Origin of the sequence: Actinomadura fulvescens, from assembly GCF_039533225.1 — a bacterium.
Lineage (GTDB): Bacteria > Actinomycetota > Actinomycetes > Streptosporangiales > Streptosporangiaceae > Spirillospora > Spirillospora fulvescens.
On sequence record NZ_BAAATD010000001.1, the window covers coordinates 364,425 to 376,682 of the forward strand.

A 12,258-nucleotide genomic window follows, 5' to 3' on the forward strand; every position below is an offset into this window, starting at 1 on the left:
CAGTAGCCCGCGCCATATCCCTCTCCAGCAACCTCCGTGTGTGGCGCGGACGCCAGCACCCGCTGTCCCACCCGGCCGCGGCGGCTGAATTCCTTTTGCGGTTCGGGGTCCTCGCCTGGCGGCTCGGACCCCGAACCGCAAAAGCGGCGAGCGCGACATCGCTTCGCGATCTCTCGTGAAGCTTCGCCTTCGGCTCGCTTCACGACCCGTTAGCGCGCTCGCGTGACGGCTGAGGCCGCTGTTCCATAAAAGACATTTCTTATTGTCTGAAACTCCGAGAGCGGCTCTTTCAAAGAGCTCGGCGGCTAATCAGAAAAAGACCGGCGTTTGAGTTGCCCGCCGACGCCGCGACGGTAATAAATGACACCTGATGCCGGTCCGCGCTCTCGGACGCGCTACGCTGCGCCGACAGGACCGCGCCGCGATGGGCGCGCACGGACGGCCAGGCGGGAGCGGAGATGGGGCTGCGGGCCAGGGTGACGGCCTCGGTGATCGCGCTGGTCATGGGACTGGGCGCCTGCAGCGACGACGAACCCCCGGGTACCGCCCAGATGGCCTCCACCGTCGGCCAGAGCGAGGGACTGCTCAACCTCGTCACGATGAAGGGCCTCGTCGAGAACGGCGCCACCGACCCGCGCGTGGACTGGGTGCAGCCCTTCGAGGAGAGCACCGGCTGCAAGGTCGTCTGGAAGGAGCTGAAGTCGGCGCAAGAGATGGCCGACTTCGCCAAGAACAAGTCCCGCCGCTACGACGGCATCTCCGCGCCGCCCGAGGTGGCCGGCCAGCTGATCTCCGGTGGCCAGGCGGCCCCCGTCAACACGGCTCTGGTCGACGGCTACCGCAAGCTCGAACCCCGGTTGCGGACGTTGCTCAGGCGTGACGGCAAGACCTACGGCGTGCCGTACGTCTGGGGCTCGAACCTCCTGATCTACAACACCGGCATCGTCCAGCCCGCGCCGACGTCATGGGCCACGCTGTACGAACCGGCCGAGGCCAAGAAGTACTCGCAGCGGCTGATCATCCGGGACAGCCCGATGACGATCGCCGAGGCCGCGCTCTACCTCAAGGCCAAGGAACGCAAGCTCAAGATCACCGACCCGTACTCGCTGACCCGCAAGCAGCTCGACGCCGTGACGCGAGTGCTGACCAGGCAGCGCCCGCACGTCAAGCTCTACTGGGACCAGCCCGCCGACTCGGTCAGCGCGCTGGCCGGGGGCGATTCCGTGCTCGGCGGCGTCTGGCCCTACCAGGCGGACGTACTGGGCCGGGCCGGAAAGGCCGTCCAGGCCATCGCGCCCTCCGAGGGCGTGACCGGCTGGATGACCGCATGGATGATCGGTGCCCGCGCCGAACACCCCAACTGCATGTACCAGTGGCTGCGCTGGACCTCGTCGACCGACGTCCAGCAGCAGGTCGCCGAGTGGAACGGCCTGGCCCCGGCCAACCCCCAGGCCTGCGCCGCCGACCGTCTCAAGGCCAGCTTCTGCAACGCCAACCACGTCGGCGACCGCAACTACCTCAACAAGGTCATCTTCGCGCACACCCCCGCCAAGGCCTGCGGCAGCCCCGGCGGCGAGGAAGGCCGCCGTGACTGCACCGACTACGCCGAATGGACCCAGGCCTGGATCAAGGCCACCAAGGCGATCAAATAACACCACGCCACCCACGAGGATGTAGCACCCCCAACCCGCAGGACGGTCGGGAATCCCAAGCCCCGCAGGGAGAAGGGCCGCGCACATCCAGCGGCGGCCGGACTGCGCATAGTCCGCCGGGCAGGGCCGGGCACGATCCGGCAGGGCGAGGGCCGCGTACAACCGACCGAGCGAGGGTCGCGCGCAGTCCGGCGGGGTAGGGCCGCCTACAGTCCGCGAGGTGGCGGGGCCACGGGGAATCCACAGGCGGTGTGTCGCAAACCCGCGGGGAGTGGAGTCACGCACGGCCCCGCAGGCGATCATGTGCGGGCGGGCGCGCATGGTGGACGAGCGGGTGACCATGCAGCTCAAGTTGCACGCGGGCGCGCGACCGGGTCGTGGAGCGAGCGCCAGCGAAGCTCCACGAGAGATCGCGGAGCGATGTCGCGCCCGCCGCTTTTGCGGTTCGGGTGGCGAGCCGCCAGGCGAGCCACCCGAGGCCGAAAAAGCCATAAATGAAGCGCGCCCGACCGCCCCCAGTCGGGCGCGCTTCTCGGGTGGTCCCGGGCCTCCCCCCGAATGCCCGGGTCACCCCTCCTCCTGGAGAGATTTCCGCAGCGGCGGCCTAGTCGGCCGCCGCTCCCGCCAGGGCCGGTGTCGAAACCGGTCCTCCGGCGTCCGTGGCCGGCTCCGTGAAGTGCTCACGGGGTCCCGGCAGGGCGGGTGCGCAATCGGCGCACGCGAACACCCCTGGACCGTCCGGCAGGCAACCGACGCGCACGCGCGGGCGCGGCCACTTCTTGTGGCAGGCGACGCAGGCGTCGCCGGCGCGCTGCGCGGCGCTCAGAGCGCCGGGGTCGAACCTCAGTTCGCCCGTACGGTCCATTGCTCACCCCCCGTGACCGAGGCCGGCTTTCACGTAATTCCTTTATAGGCGGGCAAGGGTGTTGGGGTCGTTTCCGCAGGTGCAAGGCCGGGCAAAGACTGCGCGTGTCGGCCGCGGCCCATGATCGATAAGCGGTAGGTCAGCCGTGCTGGGCTCGCTGGTAGAGGCGGCGCACCGGGTCGCCGAACCGCGGGCCGTACATCGTGCCGCGGTCGTCGGCGAACTTGAAGCTGCTGACCGAGGTGACCACGCCGGTGCCGGTGGCCGGGTCGAAGCCCGACAGCCAGGGGCCGCCGCTGGCGCCGCGTGTGAGGTCGCAGCGCAGGCCCTGGCCTGTGGTCTCTCTGCGCGGGTCTCCGGTCGGGTGCCCGCCGCAGTACGCGAGACGTTCGCCGTCGTAGGCGCCAGAGGAGGGGTAGCCGAACGCGAGGGTGCGGCGCCCGTCGGGGCCGCCGAACGCGATGCGCTGCCCGCCGGTGACGTCGAGGACGTGCCGGCCCTCGGAGGGGGCCACGGCCACCATCGCCACGTCGTAGTCGCCGTCTCCGCCCTGCGACCACGCGTCCGGCGTGAACATGCGGCGCGCGGTGAAGCCGCCGTAGGGGCTGGTGCCGTCGCGGTAGCCCGGAACGAAGATCCAGTTTTCGGCCCAGGCGCCCCGGCCCGCTTTGACGCAGTGGCCCGCGGTGACCACCAGGTCCCGGTTGGCGCTGCGGACCGTGCTGGCCGAGCACAGGAAGTCGCGGCCGCCGAGGCTGAAGAAGACCTTGCCGGTGGTGCGGGCGACGAGGCCCTTGGATGTCCAGAACGAGCCCGTGGTGCGGAGGGCGCGGGGCGCGGCCACCGGCTCGGCGGCGGTCGCCGTCATCCGCTCGGGCGTCCAGTAGCGGCGCACGTGCCGTTGGAGCCGAGGGTCGGACGGGACCTCGTGCGACACCACGCGGACGACGCGTTCGGCGGCCGACGCGCCCGCGTCGGCCGCCGAACCGGGCGACACCGCGATGGCCGCGGCGGCGAGCAGGAACCCGGTCGGGCGAGGGACCATGCTCGCAGTGTCCAGTACTCGGTGAGTACGGGCGACTACTTCGCGTGAACTAGCTCGCCTGGGCGGTGTTGTAGAGGTTCTGGGCGTCGGTGCCGAAGTACGGCCCGAACATGTACGCGTTGAGGAACGGCAGGTTGTACTTGTAGCTGTTGACCGAGTTCTGGATTCCGGCGCCGGTGCTCTCGTTGAAGCTCTGGAACCACGGCCCGCCGCTCGATCCGCCGGTCATGTTGCACCGCAGCCCGATCGTGCTCTGGCCCAGGAAGTCGTTGATGGTGGTGCCGCTGCAGTAGATGAGGCGCGAGCCGTCGTACGGCGCGGCGGCGGGGTAGCCGAAGGCGTACATGGCCTGCCCGCGCGGCTGGTTGAACGCGATGCCCTGGCCGCCGACGACGTCGGTGAGCCGCTGCCCGTCCAGCTGGTTGACGACGGCGGCGCCGACGTCGTAGCTGATGTTCTCGCTTGCGGTCCACTGCGGGGTGGCCAGCGTCCTGGCCGCCGTCCAGGTGCCGTGGGGGGTGTTGCCGTTGTTGTAGCCCGGCACGAACACCCAGTTGGTGTGCCATGCGCCGCCGAGCTTGACGCAGTGCCCGGCCGTGATGACGGTGCTCTTGTTGGTGCTGGTGACCGCGTCACCGGAGCAGGAGGCGGTGCGGCCCTGGTAGGTGAAGAACACCCGGCCGCCGGTACGCGTGACGGCGCCGCCGCCGGTCCAGGGGCTGCCGCCGTTCGGGATCGACTGGACGGAGACGGGCGGCACGAGCTTGGCCAGGCCGCGCCGTACCTCCTCGCGGAGGGTCCGCTTCGGCGTGAACAGCTTTTCCATCGGGGTGGCCGACCGCATCCGCTGCGGCGTCCAGAAGCGCTGGACGCGCTGCTGGTCCGCGGTGGCCGTGGCCTGGGCGTGTACGGAGGGGCCGGGGGACGGGGGAGCGGCGTGGGCCGGGGTCGCGAGGAGAGGGCTCACGAGCGCGGCGCCGCCGAACGTGGCGAACACCAGAGAGCGGAGAGGGGATACGCGCTTCATGTGGTCTCCGTTGCGTCGAGGGGGGCGGACGGTGACCGGACCGTACGTTCACAGCTATTCGCCCGACTAGTGGCATATGTACACAAATGGCGTGAGAAAGATTCGCATTTCTCCCCGTTCGCGCATGTCGACGCAGCGTTGCCGTGCCACAGCGGAACGCGGTCGGTCCGGCATGGCCGACAATGGTCCGGTGACGCACTCCTCAGACGTGGTCGTGCTCGGCTCCACCGGCTCGATCGGCACCCAGGCCCTCGATGTGATCCGCCGCAACCCGGACCGGTTCCGGGTCACCGGGCTGGCCGCCGGGGGCGGACGGGTCGACCTGCTCGCCGCCCAGGCCCTGGAGTTCGGCCCGGAGGTCGTCGCGGTCGCCAAGGCCTCCGCGGCCCAGGACCTCCAGCTGGCCTTCTACGCCGAGGCGCAGCGCCGCGGCTACGCGGCCGGCGAGTACCCGATCCCCAAGATCGTCGCGGGTCCGGAGGCGGTGGCCGAGGTCGCCGCGTACCGGTGCGACGTGGTGCTGAACGGGGTGACCGGAGCGCTCGGGCTCGCCTCGACGCTGGCCGCGCTGGACGCCGGGAGCACCCTCGCGCTCGCCAACAAGGAGTCGCTCATCGTCGGCGGCCCGCTGGTCAGGCGGCGGGCCCGCCCTGGCCAGATCGTGCCGGTCGACTCCGAGCACTCGGCGCTGGCCCAGTGCCTGCTGGGCGGGCGGGCCGACGAGGTGCGGCGGCTGGTGCTGACCGCCAGCGGCGGCCCGTTCCGCGGCCGGAGCCGCGCCGAGCTCGCCGGCGTCACCCCCGAACAGGCCATGAACCATCCGACCTGGGACATGGGGCCGGTCATCACGATCAATTCGGCGACCCTGGTCAACAAGGGCCTGGAGGTCATCGAGGCGCATCTGCTCTTCGACGTGCCCATGGACCGGATCGCGGTGATGGTGCACCCGCAGTCGGTGATCCACTCGATGGTCGAGTTCACGGACGGCTCGACGCTGGCCCAGGCGAGCCCGCCCGACATGCGGCTGCCGATCGCGCTCGGGCTGACCTGGCCGGAGCGGGTGCCGGACGCGGCGCCCGCCGTCGACTGGACCAAGGCCCACACCTGGGAGCTGTTCCCGCTGGACGACGAGGCGTTCCCGGCGGTGGCGCTGGCACGCCGGGCGGGTGAGGCGGGCGGCACCGTGCCCGCCGTCTACAACGCCGCCAACGAGGAGTGCGTCGAGGCCTTCCGCGCGGGACGGCTGCCCTTCCTGGGGATAGTCGACACCATCGCGCGGGTAGTGGAGGAGCACGTCGCCCCGGCGGGCGAGCTGACGCTGGACGACGTGCTCGCGGCCGACGGCTGGGCGCGGGCGAGAACGCGGGAACTGACCGGACTCGACTGATCCCGGGGGACCGCCCCCCGGCAAAGGGGGGCCGATGGCCTTTCTCCTCGGTGCCGTGGCGTTCGTCGTCGCGCTGCTGGTCTCGGTGATGCTGCACGAGGCCGGCCACCTGGTGCCCGCCAAGCGCTTCGGCATGAAGGCCTCGCAGTACTTCGTGGGCTTCGGGCCGACGTTGTGGTCGTTCCGGCGCGGGGAGACCGAGTACGGAGTCAAGGCCGTCCTGCTGGGCGGCTTCGTCAAGATCGTCGGCTATACGCCGCTGGAGGAGCTCGATCCGGCCGACGAGCCGCGCGCGTTCTACCGGCAGCGCGCCTCCCGCCGCTCCATCGTGATCGCGGGCGGCGTGGTGATGAACTTCCTGTTCGCGTTCCTGCTGCTCATGGCGATGGCCATGACCATCGGCATCCGGGAGCCGGGCACGGTCACCACGACCGTGGACCAGGTCTCCGCGTGCGTCCCGGCGAGGGTGGCCGAGCCGTGCGACGGCGGCCGGCCGCCGTCCCCGGCCGCCGCGGCGGGTCTGCGTCCGGGCGACCGGGTGCTGTCGTTCAACGGCCGGCCGGTCGCCGACTGGGCGCAGCTGCGCGACGCCATCGACGCCGCCGGCCCGGGCCAGACCGTGCCCGTCGTCGTCGAACGCGGCGGGCGGCAAGTGACGGTGCGGCCCCGCCTGGCGGAGGTCGGCGGCGAGCCGTTCCTCGGGATGTCGGCGCGGATCGCCGGTCAGGGGTACGAACGGACGGGGCCGATCGGCGCGGCCGTGTTCGCCGCACGCGGCATCGGCCAGACGGTCGCGGGCATCGGCCAGGTCGTCGTCGACCTGCCCGCCGCGATCCCCAAGCTCTTCACGCCCGATCGGGCGAGCACGCCCGGCGGCCAGGTCGGCAGCGTGGTGGGCGCGACCGACGTGTCGGGCCAGATCTTCTCGTCGGACAGCTCGTGGCGTGACAAGGCGGCGCTCTTTCTGTCCCTGGTCGTGTCGGTGAACATCTTCCTCGGGGCGCTCAACGTGCTGCCGCTGCTGCCGCTCGACGGCGGGCACCTGGCGGTCGTCGGCTACGAGCGGCTCCGGGCCTGGTGCGCCCGGCGCCGCGGACGGCCCGATCCCGGCCTGGTCGACATGACCAAGCTGCTCCCGCTCACCTACCTGGCCGTCCTCCTGCTGATCGGCCTCGGCGTCCTGCTGATCCTCGCGGACATCGTCAACCCGCTGCGACTGCCAGAGTGAGCGGTGCGGCGTTCCGGGAACGGCATTCTGTGCTTACTTAGAGTAATTGGACAGTCACGTGATTTGTCCCACGTGAACGTCATGGCAGGGGCGTGGGGCGCCTAGGCTAGTGATGGCTTCTGATGGGGCTGGTAAAGGGAGAGGGATGAGCGTTTCACTCGGAATTCCGGTGGTCCGTGGCGACGGGGGAGAGCAGGGACCCCGGCCGGTGGCGCCACGTCGCAAGTCCCGGCAGATCATGGTCGGCAGCGTGCCGGTGGGCGGTGACGCGCCGGTGTCGGTGCAGTCGATGACCACCACGCTCACGGCCGACGTCAACTCGACGTTGCAGCAGATCGCGGAGCTGACCGCGTCCGGTTGCCAGATCGTGCGGGTGGCGGTGCCCTCGCAGGACGACGCCGACGCGTTGCCGGCGATCGCGCGCAAGTCGCCGATCCCGGTGATCGCCGACATTCATTTCCAGCCCAAGTACGTGTTCGCGGCGATCGACGCCGGGTGCGCGGCGGTGCGGGTCAACCCGGGCAACATCAAGAAGTTCGACGACAAGGTCGGTGAGATCGCGCGGGCGGCCAAGGCCGCCGGGGTGCCGATCCGGATCGGGGTGAACGCCGGTTCGCTCGACAAGCGGCTGCTGGAGAAGTACGGCAAGGCCACGCCCGAGGCGATGGTGGAGTCGGCGCTGTGGGAGTGCTCGCTGTTCGAGGAGCACGACTTCCGGGACATCAAGATCTCGGTGAAGCACAACGACCCGGTGGTGATGATCGAGGCGTACCGGCAGCTGGCCGCCGCCTGCGACTATCCGCTGCACCTGGGCGTCACCGAGGCGGGCCCGGCGTTCCAGGGCACGATCAAGTCGGCGGTGGCGTTCGGCGCCCTGCTGTCGCAGGGCATCGGCGACACGATCCGGGTGTCGCTGTCGGCGCCGCCGGTCGAGGAGGTCAAGGTCGGCTCCCAGATCCTGGAGTCACTCGGTCTCAAGCAGCGCGGCCTGGAGATCGTGTCGTGCCCGTCGTGCGGCCGGGCGCAGGTGGACGTCTACACGCTGGCCGAGCAGGTCACCGCGGGGCTGAAGGACTTCCCGGTGCCGCTGCGGGTCGCGGTGATGGGCTGCGTCGTCAACGGCCCGGGCGAGGCCCGTGAGGCCGACCTGGGTGTGGCGTCGGGCAACGGCAAGGGCCAGATCTTCGTCAAGGGCGAGGTCGTCAAGACCGTGCCCGAGTCGCAGATCGTGGAGACCCTCATCGAAGAGGCCATGCGCATCGCCGAGGAGATGGGAATCGAGATCACCGAGGACGGCACGGTGATCGCCGCGGACGGCACCGTGCTCACCGGAGGCGGTTCGGCCAGCGGGCCGGGCGCCGAGGTCGTCGTCGGCTGACCCGAACGTCAACGCAGGGCCCCCGGGATGTCCCGGGGGCCTTTTTCGTGGTGTCTCATAGCGTCTTGCGGTAGCTCGTGGTGAATCGTTGGAGCTTGTCACGATTCTGCAACCACTCGTCCCATCGTCTCGCCTCACCTGTGTCCCAATCGCCAGGATCTTCCCGATATGCCGCATGCCGGGCTCAGGGTGGAGCCCGCGCGGAACGAAGGGGACCTCGTGAGGAAACTCGTAGTGATAACCGCCGCGGTCGCGGGCGTCGGGCTCGCCGGGACCGCGGTGGCCGCCACGGCGGGGACATCGGCCCCGAGCTCGGACGCGACGCGGGTCGCGGCGGCGGCGGGACGCATCGCCTGGAAGCCGTGCCCGGACAAGGACCCGGTCCTGGGCGAGCTGCTCAAAGGGCTCGAATGCGGCTCGCTGCACGTGCCGCTGGACTACGCCCGCCCGCGGGGCAAGAGAATCAAGCTCGCGCTGACCCGGGCCAAGGCGACCGACACCAAGAACTACCAGGGCATCGTGCTGCTCAACCGCGGCGGCCCCGGCGGGTACGGCCGCGACCTGCCCACCCGCTTCGCCACCGGCAGCAACGGCCTGCCGAAGACGGTCGGCGCGCAGTACGACTGGATCGGCTTCGACCCGCGCGGCGTCGCGGGCAGCGAGCCGAAGCTGTCCTGCGACCCCGGCTACCTCTACCCGGGCAGGGCGCGTGCCGACTACGTGGTGCGCACCGCCGCCCAGGAGCGCGCCTGGGTCAACCGCGCCAAGGCCCACGCGGCCCGGTGCGGCAAGAAGTACGGCGCCACCTTGAAGCACATCAACACCAAGAACGTCGCCCGCGACATGGACGCCATCCGCGCGGCGCTCGGCCAGCGGCAGACCAACTACTTCGGCTACTCCTACGGCACCTACCTGGGCTCGGTCTACGCCTCGATGTACCCCAACCGGGTGCGCCGCATGGTGCTCGACAGCGTGGTCCGGCCAAGCGGTGTCTGGTACGAGGCCAACCTCGACCAGAACGTGGCGTTCGAGAAGCGCGCCGAGATCTTCTTCGCGTGGATCGCCAAGTACGACTCGGTCTACCACCTGGGCAAGACGAAGAAGGCGGTCGAGGCCAACTACTACAAGGGCCGCGCCAAGGTGAAGAAGAAGCCGGTCGACGGCAAGATCGGTCCGTCGGAGTACGACGACATCTTCCTGCCGAGCGGCTACCGCAACTACTACTGGGCGGACCACGCCCAGGTCATCGCCGACTGGGTGCTGCGGAACGACCCGAAGGGCCTGCGCGAGAACTTCGCCGCCCCGGCCTGGCTGGACCAGAACAGCTACGCGATCTACCTGGCCGTGCAGAGCCGTGACGCCGCCTGGCCGCGCAACTGGAAGCGCTGGCACAACGACCACGCACGCCAGTACCGGCAGGGCGCCACGTTCCTGACGTGGGGCAACGCTTGGTACAACGCCCCGAGCGCGTTCTGGGCCGTGCCCGGCGCCCAGCGGCAGAAGGTCGGTGCGCGGGCGCCGAAGATCCTGCTCACGCAGCCGCAGAACGACGCGGCGACCCCGGTGGCCGGCGCCTTCGAGGCGCACCGGCTGTTCCCGAACTCCCGGCTGGTGGTGGAGCTCGGCGGCAACAACCACGGCACCGCGCTCACGCCGAACGCCAACCAGTGCATGAACGACTGGGTGTCGAAGTACCTCGCCACCGGTGCGATGCCCGGCTCCAGGAAGGGCGCGGACGCGACCTGCAAGGCCAACCCGGCGCCGAAGCCGACGACCGCGACGGTCAAGTCGGCCCCGGTGGACGACCCGGTCGCCCCGGTCCGCTGGTAGCACGCCGCTGGTAGCACGCCGTTCGACCGAGGAGCCCCCGTTCCGCGCGCCACGCGGGACGGGGGCTTTTCTGATCACGGTCGACTGCCGGTCTTGTCACGATTTGGCATCCCCTGGGGATCGGTGCTCCCGCCGGACATGTCCCAATAGCCAGGATTTCCCCGTTATGCCGCAAGCCGGGCTCACCGACGAGTCCGGGCGGAAACGAAGGGGAATCCGGATGGGCGAAGAGAGCCGAGTGAGGAAACTCGTACTGATCACTGCCGCGGTGAGCGTCGGGCTCACCGGCACCGCGGTGGCCGCCACGACGGGGTCGTCACCGGCGGCGCCGTCCCGGCAGGCCGAACAGGTGTCCGCGGGCCGCATCGCCTGGACCCCGTGTCCGGAGAACGACAGGTGGCAGGGCGCCGCGCTGAAGGGCCTGGAGTGCGGGACGCTGTCGGTGCCGCTCGACTACCGCCGCCCCCGGGGCAAGAAGCTCAAGGTCGCGCTGACCCGGGCCAGGGCGACCGACACCAAGAACTACCAGGGCATCGTGCTGCTCAACCGGGGCGGCCCCGGCGGAGCGGGCCGTGACCTGCCGCTGCGCTTCACGAACCCGGCCAGGGGGCTGCCCAAGGAGGTCAGCGCCAAGTACGACTGGATCGGCTTCGACCCGCGCGGCGTCCAGGCCACCGAGCCGTCGATCGTCTGCGACCCGAGCTTCCAGTGGCCGGGCAAGGCCCGCGCCGACTTCGTCCCGGCCTCCCAGCGGGACGAGCGGGCGTGGCTGCGCAAGGCCCGCAAGTACGCGGCCGACTGCGGGCGCAAGTACGGCGGCTACCTGCCGCACATCAAGACCGAGAACGTGGCCCGCGACATGGACGAGATCCGCAAGGCGCTCGGCCAGAAGAAGACGAGCTACTTCGGCTACTCCTACGGCACGTTCCTCGGCCAGGTCTACGCGTCGATGTTCCCGCGCCACCTGCGCCGCATTGTGCTGGACAGCGTCGTCAACCCGGCGCGCTTCTGGTACGGCACGCAGCTCGACCAGAACGTCGCTGTCGACAAGAACATGAAGCGCTTCTTCGCCTGGATCGCCAAGTACGACTCGATCTACCACCTCGGCACCACCCAGCGCGCCGTGGAGAGGAAGTACTACCAGGGCCGCGCCAAGGCGAAGGCCAAGCCGATCAACGGTCTGATCGGCCCGAGCGAGTGGGACGACTTCTTCGCCAACTCCGACGGCTACCGCAACTACACCTGGGTCGCGCACGCCAAGGCGATCTCCGACTACGTGGTGAAGAACGACCCGAAGGCGCTGCTGGAGCTCTGGGGCCCGCTCGACGAGGCCGGCCAGAACTTCTTCGCCGTCTACAGCGCCGTCCAGTGCCGGGACGCCGCCTGGCCGAAGAACTGGAAGACCTGGCGCAAGGACTTCGGTGGCCAGCACAAGCGAGGCATCCGCGCGTTCACCTGGTACAACGCGTGGTTCAACGCGCAGTGCATCTTCTGGCCCACCCAGCAGGGTCCCAAGCCCAAGATCGGTGCCACCAAGGGGCTGGCGGGCATGCTGATGCTCCAGAGCACCCATGACGGCGCCACCCCGTTCCCCGGCGCGGTCGAGGCGCACCGCCGCTTCCCGGCCTCGCGTCTCGTGCACGAGGTGGGCGGCATGAACCACGGCATCTCGATCAGCCCGAACAACAACGCCTGCATCAACGCGATCGTGGCCCGTTACCTCAATGACGGCACGCTCCCCGCCTCGCGCAGGGGCGTCGACGCGACGTGCAGGCCCAACCCGCACCCCGACCCCACCAAGCCCGCCGCGGCCGCCGCTGCCGTGAGCGAGGCCCCGATCCGCTAG

Annotated in this window: 8 protein-coding genes; 6 read left to right on the top strand and 2 right to left on the bottom strand. The window is 70.2% G+C overall.

Features of this window, described 5'->3' with window-relative positions; all coding sequences use genetic code 11:
- Positions 1–458 precede the first annotated feature (458 nt).
- A complete protein-coding gene (locus ABD333_RS01740) occupies positions 459–1,652 on the top strand; it encodes an extracellular solute-binding protein (RefSeq protein ID WP_344536998.1) in 1,194 nt (397 codons plus the stop codon).
- Between the two features lie 1,004 nt (positions 1,653–2,656).
- On the opposite strand, the gene ABD333_RS01745 is transcribed toward ABD333_RS01740, so the two are convergent.
- The gene (locus tag ABD333_RS01745; RefSeq protein ID WP_344537000.1) at positions 2,657–3,562 is read right to left on the bottom strand and encodes a trypsin-like serine peptidase; all 906 of its coding nucleotides are present in this window, start codon (positions 3,560–3,562) and stop codon (positions 2,657–2,659) included.
- 49 nt (positions 3,563–3,611) lie between these two features.
- A complete protein-coding gene (locus ABD333_RS01750; RefSeq protein ID WP_344537002.1) occupies positions 3,612–4,589 on the bottom strand; it encodes a trypsin-like serine peptidase in 978 nt (325 codons plus the stop codon).
- Positions 4,590–4,779: 190 nt separating this feature from the next.
- On the opposite strand from ABD333_RS01750, the gene dxr reads away from it, so the two are divergent.
- The 5 genes from dxr to ABD333_RS01775 all read left to right on the top strand — a co-directional run bounded on the left by dxr (position 4,780) and on the right by ABD333_RS01775 (position 12,258).
- Entirely contained in the window at positions 4,780–5,976 is a 1,197-nt protein-coding gene (dxr, locus tag ABD333_RS01755; protein WP_344537004.1) for a 1-deoxy-D-xylulose-5-phosphate reductoisomerase, read from the top strand.
- 34 nt (positions 5,977–6,010) lie between these two features.
- The gene (locus ABD333_RS01760; protein ID WP_344537006.1) at positions 6,011–7,204 is read left to right on the top strand and encodes a M50 family metallopeptidase; all 1,194 of its coding nucleotides are present in this window, start codon (positions 6,011–6,013) and stop codon (positions 7,202–7,204) included.
- Between the two features lie 145 nt (positions 7,205–7,349).
- Positions 7,350–8,582, top strand: a complete 1,233-nt coding sequence (gene ispG, locus ABD333_RS01765) for a flavodoxin-dependent (E)-4-hydroxy-3-methylbut-2-enyl-diphosphate synthase (RefSeq protein WP_344537008.1) — start codon at positions 7,350–7,352, stop codon at positions 8,580–8,582.
- A 219-nt stretch (positions 8,583–8,801) separates the two neighbouring features.
- On the top strand, positions 8,802–10,412 hold the full coding sequence (locus ABD333_RS01770; RefSeq protein WP_344537010.1) for an alpha/beta fold hydrolase: 1,611 nt from the start codon (positions 8,802–8,804) through the stop codon (positions 10,410–10,412).
- Positions 10,413–10,650: 238 nt separating this feature from the next.
- A complete protein-coding gene (locus tag ABD333_RS01775) occupies positions 10,651–12,258 on the top strand; it encodes an alpha/beta hydrolase (protein ID WP_344537012.1) in 1,608 nt (535 codons plus the stop codon).